Source organism: Flavobacterium algoriphilum (assembly GCF_048158655.1).
GTDB classification, from domain to species: Bacteria; Bacteroidota; Bacteroidia; order Flavobacteriales; family Flavobacteriaceae; genus Flavobacterium; species Flavobacterium algoriphilum.
In genome coordinates this window covers 118,217-144,486 of sequence record NZ_JBLNKY010000007.1, presented here as the reverse complement: position 1 = coordinate 144,486, position 26,270 = coordinate 118,217, and the positions used below count along the sequence as shown (strand labels likewise).

General features: G+C 32.0%; 28 protein-coding genes. 15 read left to right on the top strand and 13 right to left on the bottom strand.

Going from position 1 to position 26,270, the window contains the following annotated elements:
* From ACM55G_RS12695 to ACM55G_RS12640, 12 genes are all read left to right on the top strand, one after another.
* A complete protein-coding gene (locus ACM55G_RS12695; protein ID WP_035671643.1) occupies positions 1-318 on the top strand; it encodes a DNA-directed RNA polymerase subunit omega in 318 nt (105 codons plus the stop codon).
* A gap of 8 nt (positions 319-326) precedes the next feature.
* Positions 327-1,544, top strand: coding sequence for a bifunctional phosphopantothenoylcysteine decarboxylase/phosphopantothenate--cysteine ligase CoaBC (coaBC, locus tag ACM55G_RS12690; protein WP_416844310.1), 1,218 nt, complete (start codon positions 327-329; stop codon positions 1,542-1,544).
* Between the two features lie 73 nt (positions 1,545-1,617).
* Complete coding sequence (porD, locus tag ACM55G_RS12685; protein WP_416844309.1) at positions 1,618-2,502, top strand: type IX secretion system protein PorD; 885 nt, start codon at positions 1,618-1,620, stop codon at positions 2,500-2,502.
* 56 nt (positions 2,503-2,558) lie between these two features.
* The gene (gene recN, locus ACM55G_RS12680) at positions 2,559-4,211 is read left to right on the top strand and encodes a DNA repair protein RecN (RefSeq protein ID WP_416844308.1); all 1,653 of its coding nucleotides are present in this window, start codon (positions 2,559-2,561) and stop codon (positions 4,209-4,211) included.
* Positions 4,212-4,302: 91 nt separating this feature from the next.
* Positions 4,303-5,493: an enoyl-ACP reductase FabV gene (gene fabV / locus ACM55G_RS12675; protein WP_416844307.1), complete on the top strand. Its 1,191-nt coding sequence runs from the start codon at positions 4,303-4,305 to the stop codon at positions 5,491-5,493.
* Between the two features lie 530 nt (positions 5,494-6,023).
* Complete coding sequence (locus tag ACM55G_RS12670; protein ID WP_416844306.1) at positions 6,024-6,185, top strand: response regulator; 162 nt, start codon at positions 6,024-6,026, stop codon at positions 6,183-6,185.
* 6 nt (positions 6,186-6,191) lie between these two features.
* Complete coding sequence (locus ACM55G_RS12665; protein WP_416844305.1) at positions 6,192-6,329, top strand: hypothetical protein; 138 nt, start codon at positions 6,192-6,194, stop codon at positions 6,327-6,329.
* A gap of 94 nt (positions 6,330-6,423) precedes the next feature.
* Positions 6,424-7,248 carry a bestrophin-like domain gene (locus ACM55G_RS12660; RefSeq protein ID WP_416844304.1) on the top strand — a complete coding sequence of 275 codons (825 nt, stop codon included), beginning with the start codon at positions 6,424-6,426 and terminating at the stop codon, positions 7,246-7,248.
* Positions 7,249-7,644: 396 nt separating this feature from the next.
* Positions 7,645-8,643, top strand: a complete 999-nt coding sequence (locus tag ACM55G_RS12655) for a glycosyltransferase family 2 protein (RefSeq protein WP_416844303.1) — start codon at positions 7,645-7,647, stop codon at positions 8,641-8,643.
* A 1-nt stretch (position 8,644) separates the two neighbouring features.
* The gene (gene coaE / locus ACM55G_RS12650) at positions 8,645-9,241 is read left to right on the top strand and encodes a dephospho-CoA kinase (RefSeq protein ID WP_416844302.1); all 597 of its coding nucleotides are present in this window, start codon (positions 8,645-8,647) and stop codon (positions 9,239-9,241) included.
* A 59-nt stretch (positions 9,242-9,300) separates the two neighbouring features.
* Positions 9,301-10,884, top strand: a complete 1,584-nt coding sequence (locus tag ACM55G_RS12645; protein ID WP_416844301.1) for a sensor histidine kinase — start codon at positions 9,301-9,303, stop codon at positions 10,882-10,884.
* A 4-nt stretch (positions 10,885-10,888) separates the two neighbouring features.
* The gene (locus ACM55G_RS12640) at positions 10,889-11,605 is read left to right on the top strand and encodes a response regulator transcription factor (RefSeq protein WP_416844300.1); all 717 of its coding nucleotides are present in this window, start codon (positions 10,889-10,891) and stop codon (positions 11,603-11,605) included.
* A gap of 138 nt (positions 11,606-11,743) precedes the next feature.
* Here ACM55G_RS12640 and ACM55G_RS12635 read toward each other — a convergent pair whose 3' ends face one another.
* The 8 genes from ACM55G_RS12635 to ACM55G_RS12600 all read right to left on the bottom strand — a co-directional run bounded on the left by ACM55G_RS12635 (position 11,744) and on the right by ACM55G_RS12600 (position 19,020).
* A complete protein-coding gene (locus ACM55G_RS12635) occupies positions 11,744-12,484 on the bottom strand; it encodes an acyl-[acyl-carrier-protein] thioesterase (protein WP_416844299.1) in 741 nt (246 codons plus the stop codon).
* A 35-nt stretch (positions 12,485-12,519) separates the two neighbouring features.
* The gene (gene miaA / locus ACM55G_RS12630; RefSeq protein WP_416844298.1) at positions 12,520-13,437 is read right to left on the bottom strand and encodes a tRNA (adenosine(37)-N6)-dimethylallyltransferase MiaA; all 918 of its coding nucleotides are present in this window, start codon (positions 13,435-13,437) and stop codon (positions 12,520-12,522) included.
* 157 nt (positions 13,438-13,594) lie between these two features.
* Positions 13,595-14,422 (bottom strand): ion transporter, encoded by an 828-nt coding sequence (locus tag ACM55G_RS12625; RefSeq protein ID WP_416844297.1) that lies wholly within the window; start codon positions 14,420-14,422, stop codon positions 13,595-13,597.
* Positions 14,423-14,449: 27 nt separating this feature from the next.
* Positions 14,450-15,811, bottom strand: a complete 1,362-nt coding sequence (locus ACM55G_RS12620; protein WP_416844296.1) for an exonuclease domain-containing protein — start codon at positions 15,809-15,811, stop codon at positions 14,450-14,452.
* 93 nt (positions 15,812-15,904) lie between these two features.
* Positions 15,905-16,561, bottom strand: coding sequence for a YggS family pyridoxal phosphate-dependent enzyme (locus ACM55G_RS12615; protein ID WP_416844295.1), 657 nt, complete (start codon positions 16,559-16,561; stop codon positions 15,905-15,907).
* 1 nt (position 16,562) lies between these two features.
* On the bottom strand, positions 16,563-17,450 hold the full coding sequence (locus ACM55G_RS12610; RefSeq protein WP_416844294.1) for a 3-hydroxyacyl-CoA dehydrogenase family protein: 888 nt from the start codon (positions 17,448-17,450) through the stop codon (positions 16,563-16,565).
* A 1-nt stretch (position 17,451) separates the two neighbouring features.
* Complete coding sequence (locus ACM55G_RS12605; RefSeq protein WP_416844293.1) at positions 17,452-18,048, bottom strand: hypothetical protein; 597 nt, start codon at positions 18,046-18,048, stop codon at positions 17,452-17,454.
* 6 nt (positions 18,049-18,054) lie between these two features.
* Complete coding sequence (locus tag ACM55G_RS12600) at positions 18,055-19,020, bottom strand: Gfo/Idh/MocA family oxidoreductase (RefSeq protein ID WP_416844292.1); 966 nt, start codon at positions 19,018-19,020, stop codon at positions 18,055-18,057.
* 144 nt (positions 19,021-19,164) lie between these two features.
* Between ACM55G_RS12600 and ACM55G_RS12595 the strand changes: the two genes are divergently transcribed.
* Positions 19,165-19,806, top strand: coding sequence for a protein-L-isoaspartate(D-aspartate) O-methyltransferase (locus ACM55G_RS12595; protein ID WP_416844291.1), 642 nt, complete (start codon positions 19,165-19,167; stop codon positions 19,804-19,806).
* Positions 19,807-19,834: 28 nt separating this feature from the next.
* Here ACM55G_RS12595 and ACM55G_RS12590 read toward each other — a convergent pair whose 3' ends face one another.
* Together ACM55G_RS12590 and smpB are read right to left on the bottom strand one after the other, a co-directional pair.
* On the bottom strand, positions 19,835-20,884 hold the full coding sequence (locus ACM55G_RS12590) for a Fic family protein (protein ID WP_416844290.1): 1,050 nt from the start codon (positions 20,882-20,884) through the stop codon (positions 19,835-19,837).
* A gap of 82 nt (positions 20,885-20,966) precedes the next feature.
* Positions 20,967-21,419: an SsrA-binding protein SmpB gene (gene smpB, locus ACM55G_RS12585; protein WP_035671685.1), complete on the bottom strand. Its 453-nt coding sequence runs from the start codon at positions 21,417-21,419 to the stop codon at positions 20,967-20,969.
* A gap of 69 nt (positions 21,420-21,488) precedes the next feature.
* Here smpB and ACM55G_RS12580 point away from each other — a divergent pair, with 69 nt between their 5' ends.
* Positions 21,489-21,719 (top strand): VF530 family protein, encoded by a 231-nt coding sequence (locus tag ACM55G_RS12580; protein WP_416844289.1) that lies wholly within the window; start codon positions 21,489-21,491, stop codon positions 21,717-21,719.
* A gap of 2 nt (positions 21,720-21,721) precedes the next feature.
* Here ACM55G_RS12580 and ACM55G_RS12575 read toward each other — a convergent pair whose 3' ends face one another.
* The 3 genes from ACM55G_RS12575 to ACM55G_RS12565 form a co-directional block, all read right to left on the bottom strand.
* Entirely contained in the window at positions 21,722-22,273 is a 552-nt protein-coding gene (locus ACM55G_RS12575) for a DUF3575 domain-containing protein (protein WP_416844288.1), read from the bottom strand.
* A 116-nt stretch (positions 22,274-22,389) separates the two neighbouring features.
* Complete coding sequence (locus ACM55G_RS12570) at positions 22,390-22,941, bottom strand: GNAT family N-acetyltransferase (protein WP_416844287.1); 552 nt, start codon at positions 22,939-22,941, stop codon at positions 22,390-22,392.
* Positions 22,942-22,959: 18 nt separating this feature from the next.
* The gene (locus ACM55G_RS12565) at positions 22,960-23,811 is read right to left on the bottom strand and encodes an aldose 1-epimerase family protein (protein WP_416844286.1); all 852 of its coding nucleotides are present in this window, start codon (positions 23,809-23,811) and stop codon (positions 22,960-22,962) included.
* A 173-nt stretch (positions 23,812-23,984) separates the two neighbouring features.
* On the opposite strand from ACM55G_RS12565, the gene ACM55G_RS12560 reads away from it, so the two are divergent.
* Positions 23,985-26,252, top strand: a complete 2,268-nt coding sequence (locus tag ACM55G_RS12560; protein WP_416844285.1) for a M1 family metallopeptidase — start codon at positions 23,985-23,987, stop codon at positions 26,250-26,252.
* The last annotated feature ends 18 nt before the right edge of the window (positions 26,253-26,270 follow it).

Here is a 26,270-nt window from a genome sequence, read left to right as displayed (position 1 = left end):
ATGGATTTAAAAAAGACGAATGCTCCGGTAAATACAATAACATACAACAAGAATGTTATTGAGGAACCTACTGGAAACGTGTATGAAGCGATAACCATTATGGCTAAAAGAGCAAACCAAATCAATTCTGAAATCAAAAAAGAATTGACTGAGAAATTGGAAGAATTTGCTACATATAATGACAGTCTTGAAGAAGTTTTTGAAAACAAAGAACAAATTGAGGTTTCAAAATTTTACGAAAAATTGCCTAAGCCTCACGCTTTAGCAGTTCAAGAATGGTTAGATGGTAAAATTTACCACAGAGATTCAAATAAGTAATAGTAGTAATGTCAGTTTTAAACGGTAAGAAAATTTTACTAGGAATTTCTGGTGGAATTGCAGCCTATAAAACCGCTTCATTAGTACGACTTTTCATAAAAGCAGGTGCACATGTCCAAGTGATAATGACACCTGCTTCTAAGGATTTTATAACTCCATTAACGTTATCTACGTTATCTAAAAATCCTGTATTTTCCAGCTTTTACAATCAAGACGATGCGAATGAGAAATGGAATAATCATGTTGAATTAGCACTTTGGGCTGATTTGATGGTTATTGCTCCAGCAACTGCAAATACCTTGTCAAAAATGGCAAATGGTACTTGTGATAATCTTTTGATTGCAGCCTATTTATCGGCAAAATGTCCCGTTTATTATGCTCCTGCAATGGATTTGGATATGTACAAACATCCCTCCACCATTGCTAATTTTTTCTCGCTTACTGAATTTGGAGACACTATAATTCCTGCGGAAAGCGGAGAATTAGCCAGTGGACTTTCAGGCGAAGGAAGAATGGCTGAACCGGAACATATTGTAGGTTTTATAGAAGCAGATTTAGAAAGCAGATTGCCATTAAAAGGAAAAAAAATATTAATTACTGCCGGTCCCACATACGAAGCTATAGATCCCGTACGTTTTATAGGAAATCATTCTTCAGGGAAAATGGGTTTTGATATTGCCTCAAGTGCTGCAAATCTAGGAGCTTCAGTAGTATTAGTTACTGGACCTACACATTGTAAAGCTACTAATCCATCAATAAAAGTGATTCCAGTGGTATCTGCTCAGGAAATGTACGATGCCTGTCATCTTTATTATGCTAATGTAGATGTAGCAATTGCTGCTGCTGCAGTAGCGGATTATAAGCCTAAAAATGTAGCTTCACAAAAGATAAAAAAGAATACAGATGATTTCACTATTGAATTAGAGAAAACTAAAGATATTTTAGCTTCTTTAGGTCAAAGTAAAAAAAATCAGTTTCTAATTGGTTTTGCTTTGGAAACAGAAAATGAAATTGAAAATGCGAAGTTGAAAATTCAGAAAAAAAACTTAGATTTGATAGTTCTAAATTCATTGCAGGATATAGGAGCCGGTTTTGGAAAGGCGACAAATAAAGTTACTTTTATAGATAAGTTTTTTACTATAGAAGCCATGGAATTGAAATCCAAAGAAGCAGTTGCTGATGATATTCTAAATAAAGTAATAGCACACTTTTATGAAATGAGCTAGCGGGTTGTAATTCAAACGTCAATGCTAGTAAGTGATTTAGAAATGGCCCATAAGAAACAATAGAAAGCTACAGATGAATAAAATAATTACTTTTCTTTTACTACTGGCTTTTGGGCTTACTCAAGCGCAACAGTTAAATTGTACCGTGACAGTAAATGCACAAAAATTAAGTAATTCAAACCTGCAAGTTTTCAAGACACTAGAAACATCAATAAGTGAATTTGTTAACAAAACAGATTGGAGTGGGCAAACTTTTAAGCAAAACGAAAAGATTAATTGCTCGATGTACATTACCGTCTCATCAAATAGCGCAGACCAATTTACAGCCACCATTCAGGTACAATCATCACGACCAGTTTTTAATTCATCTTACGCATCTCCAGTATTAAATTTTAATGATAAAGACTTTAGTTTTAGGTATACTGAATTTGAAAATTTAATTTTTAATCCAACTACTTTCGATTCTAATTTAGTTTCAGTACTTGCTTTTTACAGTTATGTGATTTTAGGAATGGATTCGGATACTTTTGTTTTGGAATCTGGAAATCCAAATTTTGATATAGCCCAAAACATTTCAAATGTGGCGCAACAAGGAGGTTCGAAAGGGTGGGGACAAACGGATGGAAATCAAAATCGATATTTTTTGATAAACGATATGTTATCACCGGCATTCAAACAAGTCAGACAAACCATGTATGATTATCATACCGGATTAGACTTGATGAGTCAGGATTTAAAAGCTTCAAAAGGAAAAATAAAAGAATCATTAATTAATTTAGCAAAATTAAGTGCTTCAAGGCCTAATGCCTTTTTAACACGTGTCTTTTTTGATGCCAAATCAGATGAAATTGTTTCTATATTTTCTGGCGGACCAAGTATTACTATATCAGATTTAGTTGATAATCTGAATAAAATTTCTCCTTTGAATTCAAGTAAATGGGTGCTAATAAAATATTAATTAGTTTTCAATTTTTTAAATTAATCTTTAGCTCCTCATCCCAAAACAATATATAAATGATAACGTCACTTTCGATAAAAAACTATGCTTTAATAGAAAAATTGACTATCGATTTTTCAAAAGGTTTCTCAACAATAACAGGAGAAACTGGAGCTGGTAAATCAATAATTTTAGGAGCATTAGGACTAGTTTTAGGAAAAAGAGCCGACTTGACTTCTTTGAAGAACAAGGAAGAAAAATGCATCATTGAAGCTCATTTTGAAATTTCAAAGTATAATTTGTTGCCTTTTTTTGACGCCAATGATTTAGACTATGAAAATGAAACTATAATTAGACGCGAAATCCTGCCTTCAGGTAAATCCAGGGCTTTTATCAATGACAGCCCCGTAAATCTTCAGGAACTTCAGGAATTGAGTTTGTTCTTAATTGATATTCATTCGCAACAGCAAACCCAAGAACTTTCGGATGAAAATGTTCAATTCGATATTATCGATGCCATTGCCAATAACAAAGAAAAGATTTTGGATTATCAATTGCTTTTGAAAAGTTATAAATCGGATAAGTCCAAATTGAATTCGCTGCTGAAAAAACAAAACGAATCTAAGAAGGAACAGGAATACAATACTTTTTTATTGGAAGAATTAGTTGCGGCTCAATTAAAATCAGGTGAACAAGTAACTCTTGAAGCTGATTTTGAAAAATTGAATAATGTTGAGATTATTAAAGAGTCTATTGATAAAGCTTTGGCTATTGCCAATGAAGAACAAATAGGAGTCTTGAATAATTTGAAAGAAATTAAAATTTCATTACAAAAAATAGCTCCTTTTTCGGCGGATTACCATTCTTTGTTGGAAAGAATTACAAGTTTAACGATTGAGTTTGATGATATTTCAGAAGAGATGAATCGTTGTTCAGAAAAACTAATTAATGATCCGGAGCAATTGGACTTAATTAGCCAAAAACTGCAAATTCTTTTTAATTTGCAAAAGAAACATCAGGTTACTACGGTTGATGAATTACTGGAAATTCAAACTAACTTAGAAAATTCAGTTTTAGAATTAGGAAATATCGAAGAAGAAATTATAGCATTGACGCATTCGATAGAACAAAAAACAACCACATTAGACGTTATGTCGACTATAATTCATGATAATAGATTTGAATCTATTCCAATTTTATCACAAAAGTTGATTGCTATTTTAGAAACTCTAGGAATGCCTAATGTCCGTTTCAAAATCGACATTAATGCTGCTGAAACGTATTTTCAAAATGGGAAAGATGAACTTCAATTTTTATTTTCTGCCAATAAAGGAACTGATTTTGGTTTATTGAAAAAAGTGGCTTCCGGTGGGGAAATGTCTAGAATTATGCTGGCTGTTAAAGCTATATTAGCGCAATATTCAAAATTACCAACACTAATTTTTGACGAAATTGATACTGGTGTTTCCGGAGAAATTGCCATCAGAATGGGTGAAATTATGAAGGAAATGAGTCAGGAAATGCAAATTTTTGCCATTACGCATTTACCTCAAATCGCTGCAAAAGGGAATGCACATTTCAAAGTATTTAAATCGACCGTTGGTGACGATACACAATCGGAACTAAAGTTATTAAACGAAGAAGATAGAGTAGTAGAAATAGCTCAAATGTTATCAGGAACAATCGTTTCTGAATCAGCCTTAAATCACGCAAAAGCCTTGTTGAACTAATATTTTGCTTTATATTTGTTTTCTTTTAGGAAGCATTTTGCGAAAGCTTAAAAACTATTATACAAAAAAATAAATTAAAGAATAACCAAATATGATTATAGAACCTAGAATGAGAGGATTTATTTGTACGACATCTCACCCAAAAGGATGCGAGCAAAATGTTAAAAATCAGATAGAATATATAAAATCAAAAGGAAATATTAACGGGGCTAAAAAAGTCTTAGTAATTGGAGCTTCAACCGGTTTTGGGTTGGCTTCCAGAATTACAAGTGCTTTTGGTTCTAATTCAGCAACGATTGGTGTGTTTTTTGAAAAAGCGCCTTCTGAAGGTAAAACGGCTTCACCAGGTTGGTATAATTCTGCAGCTCTCGAAAATGAAGCTCATAAAGCAGGTTTATATGCAAAGAGTATCAATGGAGATGCCTTTTCTAATGAAATAAAAAAACAAACATTAGATCTTATTAAAGCTGATTTAGGTCAAATTGATTTAATTATTTATAGTTTGGCTTCCCCTGTTCGTGTTCATCCGGTTACTGGTGTTATGCATCGTTCTGTTTTGAAACCAATTGGAAGTACTTATACGAACAAAACTGTTGATTTTCATTCGGGTAAAGTTTCTGAAATTTCTATAGAGCCTTGTAGTGGCGATGATATTGAAAATACAATTGCTGTAATGGGCGGTGAAGATTGGGGAATGTGGATTGACGCTTTAAAAGCAGAAAATTTATTGGCACCCGGAGCTACAACTGTTGCTTATTCTTATATTGGACCATCATTGACTGAGGCAGTTTATAGAAAAGGAACAATAGGTCGTGCTAAAGATCATCTTGAAGCGACTGCATTTGCTATTACTGAGAGTTTAATTGATATTGATGGAAAAGCATTTGTTTCCGTAAATAAAGCATTAGTAACCCAAGCAAGTTCTGCGATTCCTGTTATTCCATTGTATATTTCTTTATTGTACAAAATAATGAAAGAAGAAGGAATTCATGAAGGTTGTATTGAGCAAATTCAACGTTTATACCAAGACAGATTATATACTGGATCTGAAGTTCCTGTAGATGAGAAGGGAAGAATTCGTATTGATGATTTAGAAATGCGTGCTGATGTGCAAGAAAAAGTAGCTAAATTATGGATTGAGGCTGTTACTGAAAATCTAGCTGAAATAGGTGATTTAGAAGGTTACAGAAAAGATTTTTATAATCTATTTGGCTTTGACGTTCAAGGAGTAGATTATAAAGCAGATGCAAACGAAGTGGTCAACATCGAAAGTATTACGTAATCCCATACCAAATTAAATATTTATAAAACCATCAATTAATAGTTGATGGTTTTTTTATGTAAAGATTATATTTGTTAAAATTATTTAAGTCTAAAAAATCTTTATTACCCAGTTCCCTCGATCCCCGAAGTCTTCTTGAGTACGATGCTGTTCGAAGTCTCCCGACTTCGTTGCCATTACTATATTAAATTAACATTAGTTCCTACGCATTCGTAATAAAATTGTGGTAGCACATTGGAATGGGTAGGAAGTCGAGAGACTTCGCACAGCGTGAACAATGAATATTTAACACATAAGTATATAAATTTCAATGATTTAAAATAATTTTTGTTCAAAAAAACTTATCTTTATACACTAAACTTATTGGGCATTTTTTGACATTAATTTTATGACAATTAAATAATATATCTTCAAAATGGAATTACCCGACGGCAACTTTCAACGGTAATTAATCTGGAAAAATCATCCTCATAGATGATCAAAAAATATGAGGAGCGGCTTTTTGGAAGGGGCTTTAAATAAAAAAAGAATTGGACGTTAAAGTGGAATACTTTAATAACACTGAAAACCCTTTAGAATATACCAAAAAAACTAAAGATGATCTATTCCTTATTATTTCAGATATGATTATGCCAAAAATGACTGGACTGGAATTAAAAAGAGCAATAGACAATGACGATATTCTAAGATAAAAAGTTATGCCACTTATCATTGATAGCAATGAAGCGATAAAGGAGCAAGTAACCGAAGCATACGAATATCGAGTACAAGGTTTTTTCAAGAAACCAATGAGCATTGAAAAACAAGCAGAAATGTGTTATAATTCTAAATTATAAGATAATTAGCAGACTCCCTCACAAAAAAGACATTTAAAAAACTATGGATTTGGATTAATAAATTTTTTAATTCTAACTTATAAAAAAAACAGTAATGACAACAATTCAGTATTTACTTAATCTTCCTTCGGTTTTGTTTTTTATTTTGATGAGTTTTTTTGGTGCATTTATAGGCGGGTTCAGCACATTTATTTTTCGCAAATACAAACCAATAAAAATTATGAAGTCTCACAATGAAGTAACAGGATTTATTTTTTTAGCTATTGCCAGTTTTTATTCCTTACTGATGAGTTTTGTTTTATTTTTGGTTTGGGACCAATTTAATGACACGTACAGTAATGTTAGCAAAGAAGGCAATTTTGCTTTAGGCTTGTACCGCGATATTAAATTTTATCCTGACAGTGCTGAATCAAAACAACTCATGACTCCTTACCTTGATTTTGTGAACAATGTAATACATGAAGAATTTCCTAATATGGAAAACACGCGACCTAGTCCAAAAACAAAGGAATCACTTAACGACATTTTTTATAAAATGGAACGCTTAAATCCGAAAAATCAATTTCAGATTCAGTTGGTAGCGGAAATGTACAATCATTTGAATCAATTAGATTTGTATAGGGGACTCAGAATTTCATCTAAAGATACAGAAATTTCTCCTCCCTTGTGGTTACCAATGATACTAGGGGGAATCATCATTATAATTTGTGGCTCATGGATGGATATTAAAAATGCTCGCATGCACATTATACTAAATTGTCTAATAGGTCTTTTCATTGGGATGTTATTCTTCAGCATAATTCTTCTTGATAATCCATTTGTGGGTACAATACGTATTAAGCCCGTAGAGTATAAGAGTATATTGACTTTGGAACAACCGACGAAACAATCGGATAAAGGGCTTCATCAAAAAAAATAAATTATATCAGTGAAATAGGAATTCCTATTAGTGCTATTCCCAATTTGATGTCTTTTAGATAGAAGTTAATAAAGGAGAATTGACAGATGAACAATGAATAATTGAAATTCAAAATATTGAGAACCCCTGCTGTGGGCGAATGTCTCTTGACTTCGTACCCATTTCAATATGTAACTAACACAAATCTAACAACATAGATTTTAGTTTCCTTTTTAATTTCTAGTTTTAATACAAAAAGTTAAACAAACGTCATTAAAAAGAAATGATTATCTAAATTATGAAATGAAATCATTCCCTAAAAGTTGCCTTTGTGTATTGAATCTGCAATAGATAAAGATTATATTTGTTAAAATTATTTGAGTCTAAAAAACATCTTTAATACCACATTCTTAATTTATGTTATTTTCCCTTATCATACCGGTTTACAATCGCCCGGACGAAGTTGATGAACTTTTAGAAAGTTTGGCTCGTTCAACCTACAACGAAATTTTTGAAATTGTTATAATTGAAGATGGCTCCACTTTTACTTGTAAGGATGTTGCTCAAAAATATGGCAACAGACTCGATATTTCCTATTATTATAAAGAAAATTCAGGGCCAGGGGATTCTAGAAATTACGGAATGACTAAAGCTAGAGGAGATTACTATATCATTTTTGACTCAGATTGCATTATTCCAGAAGGGTATTTAAATGAAGTAGACAAGGCATTACATCAAAATTATATAGATTGTTTTGGAGGTCCAGATAAAGCTTTAGATAATTTTTCAGATATTCAAAAAGCAATCAATTTTGCAATGACTTCTTTTCTTACTACTGGAGGAATTAGAGGTGGTTCAGAAAAAATTGATAAGTTTCAACCTAGAAGTTTTAACATGGGCTTGTCTCGTAAAGCTTTTGAAGCGTCGAAAGGTTTTGGAAACATTCATCCTGGGGAAGATCCGGATCTATCAATTCGTTTGTGGAATTTAGGTTTTGATACTAAACTTTTTCCTAAAGCCTTTGTATATCACAAGCGAAGAATTGATTGGGATAAATTTTCTGTTCAGGTGAATAAATTTGGTAAAGCAAGACCTATTCTTAACAGTTGGTATCCACAATACAATAAACTCACTTTTTTCTTTCCTTCTGTTTTTATATTAGGATTTTTCATATCCTTACTATTATTAGTTTTCAATTTCGATCAGCTACTTCAGTTGTATTTTTTTTATTTTTTGTTACTGTTTATGGTGTCTACATATCAGAACAAGAGTGTCAAAATTGGATTTTTATCATTGATAGCCGTTTGGAAACAATTTTATGGTTACGGAATAGGATTTTTAGAATCATTTATAAAAATTATCATTCTGAAGCAAAAACCACAAGAGGCTTTTCCTGGGCTATTTTTCAAAAAATAATATGACAAAAATAATTGGTTTAACAGGCGGTATCGGTAGTGGAAAATCAACTATTGCAAATTATTTTCAATCATTTGGCATTCCAGTTTACATTGCCGATAATGAAGCTAGGAAAATTATGCAATCAGCAGCAATTATTGAAGCTGTTAAAAAAGTATTTGGTACTTCTATTTTTGAAAATGATGCGTTGAATAGAGAAAAATTAGCTGAGATCGTATTCAATGCCCCTGAAAAATTAAAAGAACTCAATAAAATAGTCCACCCAGCGGTAAAAAGACATTTTGATCAATGGATTTTGCAACATGCAGCTGCACCATATGTTATTTATGAAGCTGCCATTTTATTTGAAAGCGGTGGTTATAAAAATTGTGATTTAATTATATCGATTACTGCACCAGTTGAATCAAGGATTCAAAGGGTAATGGAGCGCGATAAAACTACACGCAAACTTGTTTTAAAGCGAATAAATTCACAATGGACTGACGAACAGCGCATTTCAAAAAGTGATTTTGTCATAGAAAATATTTCAATTGAAGCGGCAAAATTAGAAATTGTTAAAATTCTTAAAATTTTAAAGATTAAACAAAACGAGTCTTAGATGTTAATCTTTGGTTAATGTATTATTTAATATATTGTTAAAATACTAATTTTGTCTCGATGAATAAACTTTTTTTTAGATTACTTGTATTGTTGATGAGTTTATCCCTTATAGGAATAATTCTTGTTCAGGTGTATTGGTTTAATACCTCATTTAAAAACAATGATGAACAATTTAAATTTCATGTCAAGCAGGTTATTGGTAACGTAGCCGATAAATTGCAACAACACGAAGCATACAGTTTTTATGATAAATACAATCATTATAAAGACAGTACTGGAAAGATTCCAAAAAAGAATGATTTATTAGAGTTTTATTACGTTCAAAAGAATCCGAAAACAAACAAAACCATAATATATTCAAATAGTATCATATCAGAGGATTACAATATATCTTCGACGCTCTTTGATAAAAAATTTGACAGTGAAAGGTTTAAAAATTTCAATTCTAAAAGGGTTACTGAAGTTTATAACAATAATAATGTAGATAATCCTGGTGTTCAACAAAGTTTGATACCAGATGTCAGGATTGAAAAATCTGGAAATTTAGATGTTTTAGATAATGCGCAATTTGAAATTTTTTTCAAAGATATTGCATCTGCAATGCCTCTAGAAGAAAGAGTTTCAAAAGAAACGTTAAACAAACTTATAAAAAAAGAATTAGAGGAATATGGTGTAAATACAAAATTTGAGTTTGGTATATATAGTAATAATTTGGCAACTAAAATTAAGTCAAATGATTTTAAATATGATAAAGTAGCCACATATTCGATTCCTATACTCACTGATAATGAGGGAAATTGTAAATACCAATTATTGGTTACTTTCCCTCATAAAAAAAAATTTTTATTATCGGAACTCGTTAGCATAACCATCCTTTCAATCATCTTTACGCTTATTATTATTATAGCTTATTCAAGTGCATTGAACCAATTGATTCGTCAACGTCACATATCTGAAATAAAAACGGATTTTATTAATAATATGACGCATGAGTTTAAAACTCCTATAGCGACGATTAATTTAGCTTTGGATGCCATTAAAAATCCAAAGATTATTGATGATAAAGAAAAAGTGTTTCGATACCTCCAAATGATCAGAGATGAAAATAAACGGATGCACGCTCAGGTTGAAAATGTTTTAAGAATCTCTAAACTGGAGAAAAAAGAATTAGACATTAATAAAGATTCTAATAATATTCATGAGGTTATTAATGATGCAATTGAGCATGTTAATTTAATATTAGAAGACCGACAAGGAACCGTTACGAGTCATTTTGACGCTAATAGAACCACTGTCTTAATTAATGATGTTCATTTTACGAATGTGCTTGTTAATATTTTAGAAAATGCAATAAAATATTCCCCAAATGTTCCGGTGATTGATATTTATACCGAAAACGTTAAAGACATGGTTATTATCAAAGTAAAAGACCATGGTTTGGGAATGGGTAAAGTGGCTCAAAAAAGAATTTTTGAAAAATTTTATAGAGAACATACTGGAGATATACATAATGTGAAAGGACACGGATTAGGTTTGGCGTATGTAAAAAGAATAGTTGAAGACCATAACGGTCAAATTTATGTAGAAAGTGAAAAGGGAAAAGGAAGTACCTTCATTATAAAATTACCATTAATAAATTAGGAATATGGAAAATATAAATAAAAAAATACTTTTAGTGGAGGATGACCTTAATTTTGGTGCAGTACTAAAAGATTATTTAATGCTAAATGATTTTGATGTCACTTTGGCTAAGAATGGAATGGAAGGATTTGAAAAGTTCAAAAAAGATACTTACGATTTGTGTATTCTAGATGTAATGATGCCATATAAAGATGGTTATACGTTAGCTAAAGAAATCAGAGAGAAGAACAATGAGGTGCCTATTATTTTCTTGACAGCAAAATCTATGAAAGAGGATGTATTGAAAGGATATAAAGCTGGTGCGGATGATTATTTGAATAAACCCTTTGATTCTGAAGTATTGTTGATGAAAATCAAAGCTATAATTCAAAGAAAATCGTCTGATACAAAAGCGGAACAAGTACAATTTGAATTTAATATTGGTAAATTCCATTTGAATTCTAAACTTCGTTTTCTAACATTTGATAATGAAGAACCGATAAAATTGTCTCCAAAAGAGAATGAATTATTGAAAATGTTGATTCTTCACGAAAATGATTTAATGCCAAGAGAATTGGCTTTAACAAAAATATGGAGGGATGATAACTATTTTACTTCCAGAAGTATGGATGTTTACATCGCTAAGTTAAGAAAATATCTGAAACTAGATGAAGATGTTGAAATATTAAATATTCACGGTGAAGGATTTAGATTAGTAGTAAAAAATAAAAAAGCAGTATAAGCAAAAAGGCTTCGAGAAATCGAAGCCTTTTTGTCTTAAGAACTATTTCATGCCTTCCGTTACCAAAGTAAGTAACTTTACATTCCGAGAAGGAAGAATTTTATCTTTTATTATAAAATAATAATCGGTAGAAACTATTTATCTCCAATTCAGCTGTAAGGCATAACAATTTTTATCCTCTTTAGTAATGCTAAAAATAGTTTCGTTTTCAGAACTATTTTCATGAATGATTACTTTATCTTTTAAAGATAATTCTTTTAGGAAATTCATTTCAAAACTTTTAACGGCTTGATTCAGCGTTAGTTTTTCGTCAACCAAATCCAAACACCATTCTAGGTATTTTACATTATTCACATGATTCACAATATCTAAATCTGATAAAAACACGGTTTTTTCAAAAACAATCTCTTTTTCGTGATTGAAATTAATTCTAGAAAATCCTTCGTCTGTGGCTCTTTTTTCCGGATATAATTCAAAATGATCAAACGGCAAGGCTAAGCCTTCCGGTCTGCGGGTTTTAGTGTTGAAAACGGCCCAAAAAGTCTCTGAACCTACAATTTTTTCTCCATTCACATGCATTTCTAAAGCACGCACTGAACGGGAATTTTCTAGCGAATTGATCCACGTTTTTACGGTTACTAGATCACCCCATTTGGGTAGTTTAGTGATTTCAACACGCATTCTGCTCAAAACCCAAGCTTGGTTGAATTCCTGCATATCCAAAAAACTAATCCCGCCAATTTCCGAATGTGCCGCAGCCGTTAACTGTAAAAGATTACACAAATCAGTATATTTTAAAAATCCATTTGGCGCGCATTGCGTGAAATTGATTTCCCAATCTTTGCTTAAAATAGAAGTGAAATTTGGTGCTATTGGCATATAAATAATTATGAAAGTATTCTTAGATTTAAGTTTTATTTTTTGGAAGTGATATAATCAACAATTACTTCATACGGAGTTTCAAAATCGAACCATTTGGTGTTTTCATTTTTTTTGAACCAAGTGAGTTGTCGTTTAGAAAATCGTCTGGTGTTTTTCTTTATTTCTTCAATGGCAAATTCTAATGAAATTTCTCTGTCAAAATAACTGAATATTTCTCTATAACCTACTGTTTGTAAAGCATTCAATTCTTTGTTGGGGAATACTGTTTTTGCTTCAGCCAATAAACCTTCACTCATCATTATGTCAACACGTTGATTGATTCGGTTGTAAATTATCTTTCTGTCAGCTTCTAAACCAATTAAAATAGGAGTGAATTTGCGGGTGTTTTGCTTCTGGTTTAAAAAAGATGAATATGGTTTTCCAGAGCCCAAACACACTTCAACAAAACGCATCATTCGTTGTGGATTTTGCAAAGTTTGCGGATTTTCGATTGTCAAACTTTTGTAATAATCGGAATCTAGTGTTTGTAGTTTTTGTTGTAAATATCCAATTCCTAATTTTTCATAATTAGTAGTTATTTCGGCGCGTATTGCTTGGTCGATTTCAGGAAATTCATCAAAACCTTTCAGAATTGCATCTACATATAATCCGGAACCACCAACCAGAATCGCATAGTCATTGGTCAGGAATAATTCATCGAGTTTGGTAATGGCTTCTTTCTCGAAATCACCAACAGTATAATTCTCGAATATGGATTTATTTTGGATGAAATGATGTGTAACTGCCGCCAATTCTGTTTTGTTCGGCACAGCTGTACCGATAGTCATTTCCTTGAAAAATTGTCGGCTGTCGCAGGAGAGAATATCACATTTGAAATAATTGGCTAATACAATACTCAAGGATGTTTTTCCTATTGCCGTTGGTCCGATTATGGTTATTAAGTACTTCATATTTTTTTAGCCCAGATGGAAACGAAAACCCCGGAGTTGTAAAAGTTATTTTTTCTTGGTGTAAAAGAGCGACCAAAGGAAGCTCTTTTTATGCCTTAGAAAAACAACTTGATAACGAGGAGTTGCAGTGTACAGCTGGAATTAGCTTCAATTAGTATTATTTTAAAACTGTACCATGGTAACAGTATTTTGCGTTATTATACCCTTCTGTTCCACAATTCGGACAAGGATTAATTCTATCAGAGACCGTTTTTCTATGGAAATTATTAGTAAATTGTGCTGTGACAATTCCTGTGGGAACCGCAATAACGTTGTATCCCATTATCATAGCGATGGAGGCAATGAATTGTCCCAAAGGTGTAATAGGTGAAATATTACCGTAACCAACTGTTGTAAGAGTTACAATAGTCCAGTAAATACTGGTGGGAATACTAGTGAAACCGATTTCTTCCTCTTTAACAACATACATTACGGAACCTATTATTATACTGCTGATTACCATAAAGTAGATGAAAATAAGAATTTTGCCTTTACTCGTAATCAATGCTTCTTTTAAACGAATGGATTGGCTAGAAAATTTCGGGTGTTTTAAAATCTTAAATAATCGCAAGAATTTAATGGCTCGAATGATCGTTAGAACACTTGCTCCTGTCAAAATAAAGGACAAATACATAGGTAAAATAGCCATTAAATCAATGATGCCATAGAAACTAAAGATGTACTTTAGAGGTTTGTTTATGGACAGAATTCTAAGAAGGTTTTCTAATGTAAAAAAAATGGTAATAATCCATTCCAGCACAATGAGTTCATGGTGGTATTTTTCAATAAAACCTTTGACTGTTTCTAGTATAACTATGAAGACACTCGGTACAATAACTCCTAAAAGAATAAGGTCAAACAGACGTCCGGAAGCCGTATTTGTTCCGTAGATTATAATATTGGTTTGATGTCTAAAACTATCAAATTTCGATTTTATTATTTTCATATTAAATTGATAATAAATAGAATATGATTAAAATCGTATAATTTTCAATGTTTTGCTTTTTCGAACATGACTTTGGATAATATTTCGGGTGTCACGGTTACTTTGCATTGGGATTATAATATTTTTAAGGATTTCGATATTGTTAATTTGATAATTTAAATCATAAAAAGCATAACCTTTGTAAATCCCATTTTCTATCAAAACAGCAGAACGCTCGTTGATGGTTCTTCCTCTATCGATAAGCACCATATTTTGATTTTCAAAACTGTTTTTGTCGATGAATCCCTGAACTCTTGCGTTGTATTCTTCAGCAGAAACACTGCCTATACAAGCACCATCACATTCTTTTATATTGTATTGAAAACAGTTCGTTTTTGAAACATACAAACCGGTTAATTTTTGGCATAAATTATAATGGGAAGTGATTCTGAACAATGCGTCTTTTCCTTCTTGTAATGAAGAAAAGGAAGTTATTTCTTTTTTTCGACCGTCCGCTTTTTGAAGTTTTAGATTGAGGTATCCCTTTTCGTCTTTTTCGGCATACAAAGCCAATTGGAAAAGGCTTTTTCTTTGCGCTCGATTATGAATTGGTTTATTGACTTTAATTTCTTCGCTTTCTTTTAATAAAGCAATCAATTCGCTTCCTGTCTCATCATAAGTTACCGTGAAAACTTCAGCTTGGATTTTCTTGCATTTAGTTGAACTTCCTGTAAAATGTTGGTTGATGCGCTTTTTTATGTTTCGGCTTTTGCCAATATAAATAAGATTTCCTTTTTCATTATGAATGTAATAAATCCCCGTTTTGGCAGGTAAGTTTGCAACAATATCCAGTAATTTTGGAGCGATTCCTTTTTCGATTTCTAACTTTATGAAGTCTTTTACAATTTCTTTTTCTAAATCTTTATCCAACAGTATTTTAAATAATTTTACCGTCGCTAAAGCATCTCCACTGGCTCTATGTCGGTCTGCCATTGGGATTCCAAGAGCGCGAACGAGTTTTCCTAAACTATGGGAAGGTTGCTCTGGTAATAATTTTTTTGATAATTCAACAGTACAAAGTGTTCTGGCTTCGAAATCGTATCCTAATCGTCTGAATTCGGTTCTTAAGATTCTATAATCAAAAGAGGCATTGTGAGCGACTATGACACAATCACTTGTCATTTCAATTATGCGCTTTGCCACTTCAAAAAATTTGGGTGCAGAGCTCAACATGGCGTTATTAATCCCCGTCAATTTTACAACAAAAGGCTGAATTGGAATTTCAGGATTGACTAAACTGATGAATTGATCTACAACTTCATGACCATCAAATTTATAGATGGCGATTTCGGTGATTCCTTCTTCGTTGAATTGTCCTCCAGTGGTTTCTATGTCAAGTATTGCGTACAAATTTTTTGTTTAATGTTTAATTTTGAAGTTATGAAACAGGTGAAATGCTTCGCTGTCGCTTGGTTCAAAAATCGTTAATTTTTCAATCAAAAATTACTTTCTTCCCCCAAAGATACTACTTCCTATTCGAACCATCGTGCTACCACACTCAATTGCAAGTTGGTAATCGCCAGACATTCCCATTGACAATGTAGAGATGTGATTCATCGTGTCTGTACTAATCGAATCAAAAATCGATTTCAAATGAGTGAATTCTTTCTTGATTTGTTCTTTATTATCAGTAAAAGTTGCCATTCCCATTAGTCCTACAATCCGAATGTTTTTCATTTCCTGAAATTCAGTTGAAGATAGCATAGAAGTAAGTTCTACCTGGTCAAGTCCAAATTTGGTTTCCTCTTCTGCAATATGCATTTGCAACAAACAATCAATAATTCTATTGTTTTTTTGTGCTTGCTTGTTTATTTCCTGTACTAATTTCAAACTATCCACGCCATGAATCAAGCTCACAAATTGTGCCATAAATTTGACTTTATTGGTTTGAACGTGGCCAATCATATGCCATTGAATATCTTTAGGCATTTGTTCCCATTTCTCAGCCATTTCCTGGATTTTGTTTTCTCCAAAAATGCGTTGTCCCGCTTCATAAGCTTCCATCAAATCTGCAACAGGTTTGGTTTTTGATACCGCAACAAGGGTTACATGTTCCGGTAATGTGGATTTTATTTTGAGAAGGTTTTGTGGTATTGACATATTAAATAAATTGTTTAGCAATTTTCTCTGCTTTTTTGCTTTCCGAATAATCGTAGAAACCTTCACCAGTTTTTACCCCCATTTTTCCTGCACGAACCATATTTACCAATAGGGGACAAGGTGCATATTTGGGGTTTTTGAATCCGTCGTACATTACATTTAGAATGGCTAAACAGACATCAAGTCCAATAAAATCAGCTAGTTGTAAAGGTCCCATTGGGTGACCCATTCCTAATTTCATAACCGTATCAATTTCATAAACACCTGCCACTTTGTTGTATAACGTTTCGATGGCTTCGTTAATCATGGGCATCAAAATTCTATTGGCAACAAAACCAGGATAATCGTTTACTTCAACAGGAGTTTTTCCTAATTTCTCGGATAAGTCCATGATGATTTTAGTCACTTCATCGCTCGTATTGTAACCACGAATGATTTCCACCAATTTCATAATAGGCACCGGATTCATAAAATGCATTCCAATAACACGTTCCGGATGTACTACTACCGCTCCAATTTGTGTAATGGAAATAGAAGAAGTATTAGTTGCCAAAATTGTATTATGAGAACAAGCTTCGTTTAATTGCTTGAAAATATTCAGTTTTAATTCAACATTTTCCGTAGCTGCTTCAATAACTAAATCAACACCTACGACGCCATCTTTAATATCTGTATACGTGATTATATTGGTAATTGTTTTGGCTACATCTTCTTGAGTGATGGTCCCTTTGGTTAACATTCGGTCTAAATTAGCAGCAATTGTTGCCATTCCTTTATCCAAAGATTTTTCGGAAACATCAATTAATTTTACGGTAAAACCACTTTGGGCGAAAGTATGGGCAATTCCGTTACCCATTGTTCCTGCTCCGATTACGGCTATTGTTTTCATATTATAGGGTTGGATTAAAGCTGAAGTATTTATCTAAATCTTCTTTTATTACTTCATATTCATTTTCATTAATATATTTATTGCTGTAAAGCCAAATATATCTTTCATATTGAACATTGTATGGTAAGATTGGATCAATCAAAAAATATTTTCTTCTAAAAAATTCTATTTGTTTTTTGTATACTAATTCAATGAATTTATCTATTTCTAAAGCATTCTTTTTGGTATATATAAAATAAAAAAGTTTTGATGAATCGATATGCTTTTCATTATGCCCATCAAAAAAAGCCTTTATAATTGCTACAAATGTTAGCAAAGTTGATAAAAGAATACTTTGTATCAAAACTGGACTAAACTTAAAATAATCTGAAATTAAATATAAAATTAATGTTGTATTTAAAAACAAAGAAAAATAGAATAACATCGATCTTGAGTCTTCTTTAGTCTTATTGATATATTGTGTCGTTTTGATTTCTTCTAATGGAATATTATACTTTAATTTATGTTTTGCAGTATCTAAATCAACAATAATTTCATTTTCTAAAACTTCAAAAGATTGTTTTTGATTTTTGAACTTAATTTCTAATTTGTTTTCCATTAATAATTACTTCTTAAAACAATCAATGATTTGGTATGCCACTTTTAAAGCTTCGGTTGCTTGTTCTAATGTTACAACTGGAGTAGTATTGTTGTTGATAGCATTCGCAAATGATTCTAATTCGTCAAGAATAGCATTGTTTTGTTCCACATCAGGATTTGAGAAGTAGATTTGTTTTTTTACACCTTCTGCATTTTGTAAAATGATATCAAAATCCCCAGGAACTTCCGGAGCATCTTTCATTTTCACCACTTCGCATTTCTTTTCAAGGAAATCAACGGAGATATAGGCATCTTTTTGGAAGAAACGGGATTTGCGCATGTTTTTCATCGAAATTCGGCTCGCAGTTAAATTAGCAACACAACCGTTTTCGAATTCGATTCGGGCATTAGCAATATCCGGAGTTTCACTTATAACTGAAACACCACTGGCACTAATATTTTTTACTTTGGATTTTACAACACTCAAGATGGCATCAATATCATGAATCATCAAATCAAGAACTACAGGAACATCCGTACCACGAGGATTGAATTCCGCCAAACGGTGTGTTTCAATAAACATAGGATTCTCAATCATGTTTTTGGTAGCAATAAACGCTGGATTGAATCGCTCTACGTGTCCTACTTGTCCTTTGACATTGTATTCTTTGGCTAAAGCAATTATTTCTTCGGCTTCTTCAACAGTTGTAGAAATGGGTTTCTCAATAAAAACGTGTTTTCCTGACTTAATAGAAACTTTAGCACATTTGTAATGAGAAAGCGTTGGAGTGACGATGTCTATAACGTCAACAGCATGAATTAATTTGGCTATAGTATCAAATTGTTTGTAGCCAAATTCATAAGCGATTTTAGCTCCATTTTCAAGATTTTCATCATAAAAACCAACCAATTCATATTTTTCTGATTGTTGTAATAAACGCAAATGTATTTTTCCTAGATGACCTGCACCTAATACTCCAATTTTCAGCATAATTATGTAATTTGTACAAAAATAGCAATAAAATGATTAATTTTTTATTGATAATGAACAATTATTTAATGTATTTTAAATTCAATTTTCAATATTTAAAATTAGAAATTGTTTTCTATTTTTGCCAAAATAAAATAGTAAATTTTGAAAGACACAGCCAAACATCAAGGACTTCGGAATCAGTTAGTAAGCGTTTTAGAACAAAAAGGCATTACGGATAAAAGTGTTTTGGATGCAATAAAAAAAATACCAAGACACTTGTTTTTAAATTCCAGTTTTGAAGATTATGCCTATCAAGATAAAGCATTTCCTATTGGTGCAGGTCAAACCATTTCTCAACCCTACACAGTAGCCTTTCAATCCCAATTATTAGAAGTTAAAAAAGAGCATAAAATTCTAGAAATAGGAACAGGTTCAGGATATCAAACGGCTGTTTTATGTACCATGGGAGCAAAAGTTTTTAGCGTAGAAAGACAGAATGAATTATTTAAACAAACTTCTATTTTATTTCCAAAATTAGGTATTCGTCCCAAACATCTTTCTTTTGGAGATGGATACAAAGGATTACCAAGTTACGCGCCTTTTGATAGTATTATTGTAACTGCGGGAGCTCCATTTATCCCCCAGCCATTGATGGCGCAATTAAAAATAGGAGGAAGGCTGGTGATTCCGTTAGGGGAAGATGTTCAAATTATGACTTTACTAATCAGAAAAAATGAAACGCAATTCGAGAAACATGAGTTTGGAGAATTCCGATTTGTACCGCTATTAGAAGACAGAAATTAATACTGGAACCCGCTAAATAGCGGGTTTTTTATTGACCAATAATACTTAGATATCGTTCTAAGCTTTCTTTTTCCATTTTAGCTATAAACAGTAAAAAATCATCGTTGTTATTTTTGGTTTGAGCTGTTTCAAGTGCTTGGTAATATTGCATTTTACTTTCATAATCACCTTTTATATTAGCAATTATATAGCCATGTTGCAACAAAATCAGATTCATCACCAAGCGTGAAGTTCTTCCGTTTCCATCAATAAAAGGATGAATAGTAACTAAACGTTCGTGCATTTCAGCAGCCAAGACTATAGGATGAAGGTTGTTTTTATTGGTTTCAAACCAAATGAAAAAATCTTCTATTTCTTTGGCAACCAAAAGAGGCTGTGAAGGTATATGGCTGCTCCCCTGAATCATCACTTGAATTTTTCTATAGCGACCAGCATCTTCTGGATGGATCCCTCTTAAAATAAGATTGTGAATGGACAGCACTTCTCGTTCATTTATAGGAGCGTTTTTTTTCATCAAATCTTTGATATAAGCAATCGCTTCCTGATGATTAATGACTTCAAGATGTTCCCGCATACTTTTTCCTGAAATAGTTAAACCTTCATTGATGACCAAATCAGTTTCACGAAGGGTCATTGTGTTTCCTTCAATACGATTACTTTCAAAAGTGTATTCTAATTCTAATGCCTGAGTAATTCGAGAACTATCAAAAGCTCTAAAAGAATCTAATTTTTTCTTTAAGGAATCTATTTCATCTAAAATTTTTTGCAATGTTGGAGATACCTTTTTCTTCGCAGATTTACTTTGGTATCTTATTTCTTCTTCAGCAACCAGTAAAGCTTTTAATGCAAATTCATCATGACCAATTTCATAAAGAATTTTTTCTTTAAGCCAAGCTACCATTATTGTTTCTAAATCGATTTCAAGTAAAGCTGCAAGTTTCAAAACTTGATCTCTAGTAGGCTTTCTGGTACCACTTTCAAATTTACTGATTAAGGCTTGATCAATTCCTAAAAGTTGAGCCACTTCTCTAGTTTTGAGTCCTTTTTGTTCTCTTGCATTCTTGAGTAGTGTTTTCATTTCATAAAAATGTTTTAAATTGTCTTGACTAATTTAGTCATTTATATTTGTTGAAAAATACAAATCTGACTTAAAATTTAATTTAAAATGATTTTTTTATTCTGTCAAGGTCGCGTTTAGTATCTTGTTCTTTTAACGATTCGCGTTTGTCATAGGTTTTCTTCCCTTTACAAAGACCAATTTGCAGTTTAGCCATTCCTTTTTCATTGGTAAACAATTTCAAAGGAATAATGGTTAGTCCTTTGGCTTGAACGCTTTTGATTAATCCTTTCAATTCTCTTTTATTCAAAAGTAATTTACGTTCACTTCTGGCTTTATGGTTGAATTGATTTCCAAAAGTATATTCTTCAATGTAAGTATTGATAGCAAAAAGTTCGTTGTTACTAAATTCACAAAAACTCTCTGTAATATTAGCCTTTCCTAATCGAATGGATTTAATTTCAGTTCCTGCCAAAACAATTCCAGCAGTAAATGTCTCGATTATTTCATAGTCGAATTTGGCTCTTTTATTGTAGATATTTATTGTTTTCAGCATAGGAATACAAAGGTAGAAACAAATCTACGAAACACCAATTGTTTTTATATAAATACTTAAATTTGCAAAATGGAAAATTCAAAATCAAAAGACCCGCTTCATGGAATAACACTCCAAAAAATTGTGGAACAATTAGTGGAATATTATGGCTTTGATACTTTGGGGGAACTTATAAAAATTAAATGTTTTATAGATAATCCAACTGTAAAATCCAGTTTGACTTTTTTACGAAAAACGGATTGGGCTAGAAAACAAGTAGAAGACTTATACCTAAAAGTATTGCCTAAATTGCTGAAGTAAGTTTAGTTTAATTTATAAGAAACCATAACGCCTCCTCTATATGGGATCCATTCGCCGCTTTTGTTGTATTTTTCAGCAGTTTCATAGCGTTCTTTAGTACCTATATAATATCCTTTATAAAAACCTTGATGCCATCCACCACCCAAGAAACAATCTAACATAAATTTGTCATTGATTTTCACTTGGTATCCTAGAGTTGAACCTACAAAATAGCCTACACCTTTTTCATATTGATTAGTATTTAAATAATTCCATTTTTGAAAATTAAATATGCTGGCGCCAATATGTGCTCCAACATAAAATCCGTTGTGTTTTTCTTTAAAATGGTACCGATATTCTGGGGTAAATGTGTAAAACTCTCTTGGCTTTCCAGCTATCGATTTCCAGGGAGAAGCTAAAACGTCAAATTGAAAAGTAGATTTTTTTCCAATACTAGTTTCAATACCTACATTTGGAATTGCTAACATAGTAGTTAATGCATTAACCTTAACATAGGTTTGACTTTGTGAATGAATTGAAAAGATAAGAATTGTAATTACTAATAATTTTTTCATGATAAAGTTTGCGCGATACTTAGGAGATGCATTTATTTTGGAGGCAAATATAAAGATTATTCTTTCAAAAAAAATACTAAATCATTTTATACTGAATTAGATATTGAAAATATAAATCAGATTTTATTCAAAATTGAATAAATGACAGTATCCAAAAAACGCCCATTATAAAATTCATTTTCTTTTAAATGTGCTTCTTTTACAAAACCACTTTTTTGTAATACCTTTTCAGAGCCAAAATTTTCCGGATCAATTATAGCTTCAATTGAATGGAGTTGCATTACTTCAAAACCATATCGAACAGCTTCTTTTACTGCTTCAGGCATGATTCCTTTTCCATTAAATTCAGGTAGTAGCATATAACCAATCTCGGCTCGAAAATGTTCCGGTTTTATTCTGTAATGTCCAATAATACCAATGAGTTTTGGGTCATTTTTAAGCGTAATTGCCCAATTGATTCCCTCGTTAGTTTCAATTTTATTGTCAATCATATCAATGTGTTCCAAGGCATCTTCAATAGTTTTTACTAAAGGTCTGGGAATGTATTTCATAGTTTCGGAATTAGAGCGTAAATCGAAAATTTCATTTACATCACTTGCATCTACACGTCTTAATAGTAAACGCTCGGTTTCCAGATTCGGAAAGGGGTTAAAATTTATGGATAACATATTTCGTTGCTTTATAAATTAAAGGATATCGATGCTAAATTCAGAATGGAATGTTTGATTTGCGTTCAGAATTTGAATTCCTTCTTTTTCAAATAGATTTCTAGAATTTTCGGCAGTATCCGAATAACCAAACCATGGTTCTATACAAAGAAATGGTGCGTTCACTTTTGTCCAAATACCTAAACTTGGGAAATCTTTAAAATTTACTCTCAAAACAGGATTTTTATTTTCTAATATAGTCAATGAATTTGATTTTAATGTTTTAAAAATTAACGCATCATTTTCGAATAATTGATAGGTCAATGGAATTCGGTTGTTTTGAACATCTAATTTTTTAGTTTTATTTGAAATCAAATCATTTTCAAGAAGATAATATTCTAACGGTTCTTCCTTTTCGAATACGATAGAATAGTTCTCGAAATTTCCGGGTAAAGCAAATGCTGGATGTGCCCCTATAGAAAATGGAATTTGGGATGCTCCTTTATTGATAACTTTATATTCAATGTGTAAACTTTTTTCATTCAATGTGTAAATGAGTTGTAATTCAAATGCAAATGGATACACTTTTAGCGTTTCTTCAGAAGAGTGGATTGAAAAAGTAACACTATTTTCTTTTTTATCAATTAATTCAAATTCCATATCTCTGGCAAAACCATGTCGGGATACATGATATTCTGTATCATTATACTGATAAGAATTGTTTTTTAACGTACCGACAATAGGAAATAAAAGAGGAGAGTGCTTGCCCCAAAAAGCAGGATTTCCTTCCCAGATATATTCTTTATTTTTATTATTTTTTAAAGAACATAATTCGGCTCCAAAGTGTTTTATTTCAGCGGTTAGATTCGAGTTTTTAAGTGTTGTAGTCAAAATAGGTTCCAGTTAATTTAAAAATTGATTTTAGATGGTAAATATATTTTATAATTTTTAATAATAATTGGGATTGAAATTAATTTTATTTTCTTTAAAATTCAGCTAATTTTCTTGAAACTAGTTTTAAATTCTCTTTTTTTTCATTTATTTGTGATATAAATAAAATGAAAATGAAAAAAAGCCACTTCAGAGTCCTATTAAATTTGACTTTATTATTGGGAGTTTCGTCTATTTGGGCACAACAAACTCCGATCACTGCAACCATTAACGAAGAATCAAAGTATGATTACCATGATGCCTTTGCCCCGTTTTTTTATACCAAAAATGGAACAACTACGCGTTCAGCAAGTGGTCAGCCTGGGTCAGAATATTGGCAAAACAGAGCGGATTATCAATTAACGGCACGACTGAATGACCAAAATAATGAAATTACCGGATCCGGAATTATAACCTACACAAACAATAGTCCGGACAAAATGAATTTTGTTTGGATGAATTTAGATCAAAATTTATTTAAATCAGATTCAAGAGGAAACGCACTTGTTCCCATTACAGGAAGTCGAAATGGCGCTCAGGGTCAAATTTTTGACGGAGGTCATAAAATTAAATCGGTTAAAGTTATTGCGACAAGTAATGGAAAGGCGACTGAAATTGTTGCTAAATATGTAATTTCTGATACCAGAATGCAAGTTTTTATCCCTCAAGGATTGAATGCTAAAGGAGGAACTGTAAAAATTAAAATTGATTTTTCTTTTATAGCTCCTAATGAAGGTTCAGATAGAATGGGGGTATTGGAGACTAAAAATGGCAAAATATTCACAATAGCACAATGGTATCCAAGAATGTGTGTGTATGATGATGTACGTGGATGGAACACGAACCCTTATTTAGGAGCTTCGGAGTTTTATTTAGAGTATGGCGATTTAGATGTAAATATTACTGCTCCCTCGAATCATATTGTAGTTTGTTCCGGCGAATTGCTAAATCCCACAGCAGTATATTCTGCTGAGCAACAAAAACGTTTGTCACAAGCTTCAAAAAGTGATAAAACGGTACTAATTCGTTCTGGGGATGAAGTTGTCGCTGCTGCAAATAGCACTGCTCTCAAAACAGAAAAAACTTGGCATTATAAAATTAAAAATGCACGTGATCTTTCGTGGGCTTCTTCTGGCGCCTTCATATTAGATGGTGCAAAAATTAATTTACCAAGTGGTAAAAAATCATTAGCGCTTTCAGCATATCCTATAGAAAGTGCCGGTAATGATGCTTGGGGAAGAGCAACCGAATATACAAAATCATCTATCGAAAATTATTCGAAAAGATGGTTAGAATACCCTTATCCTGTCGCTACAAATGTGGCTGGAAATGAAGGTGGAATGGAATATCCAGGAATCGTTTTTTGTGGATGGGAATCAAAAGGTATTGATTTATGGGGAGTTACAGATCATGAATTTGGTCACAACTGGTTCCCAATGGTAGTGGGTTCAAACGAACGCTTGTTTGCTTGGATGGATGAAGGATTCAATACCTTTATTAATTCACTAAGTTCTGTTGATTTTAATAATGGGGAATACAAAGAAAAAATTACTGATTTACACGAAAGAGCAGAAAGGTATACCAATCCAAAGTTAGAAACGATTATGAGTTCGCCAGATAACATGAAAGAAGCTAATATTGGCCTTTTATGTTATTCAAAACCGAGTTCAGGATTAGTGATTTTGCGGGAGCAAGTTTTAGGTCCGGAGCGTTTTGATTTGGCTTTTCGTACGTATGTAGAACGTTGGGCATTTAAACATCCAACTCCCGATGATTTTTTTAGAACTATCGAAAATGTTGCAGGAGAAGATTTAAGTTGGTTTTGGAGAGGTTGGTTTCAATATAACTGGCGTTTAGACCAAGGGATTAACTCCATTAAATATATAAAAAATGATCCAAAACAAGGAGTTATAATTTCAATTGAAAACTTCGAAAAGATGGCAATGCCAGTAATTTTAGATATAAAAACTAAAAATGGAAAAATAACTCGAATTAAGTTACCTGTAGAAGTTTGGCAAAAAAATATTGAGTGGTCATTCAAACATAATTCTACAGAGGAAATTGAAAGTATAACAATAGATCCTGATCATGTACTTCCAGATAGTAATGAAAGTAATAATAGTTGGACTTCTACCAATGGAATGATTGATGTTGACATTGTCTTAGATGAATATTTAGGAACTTATTCTAATAAAAATTCACCAATGAAAATTGTGTTTTCAGAAAAGAACAGTATTCTAAATGTTGCAATAACGGATTATCCTAAGTTTTCTGTTGAACGAATTGCAAAAGATACTTTCGAGTCTAAACAAGCGGAAATTAAATTTCAATTTAATGAAAGTAAAAATGGCCTAGAAATGATTTTGAGTGATGGTAGAAAAATACCTTTTACTAAAGAGTAATTAAACAGTTTTAATACT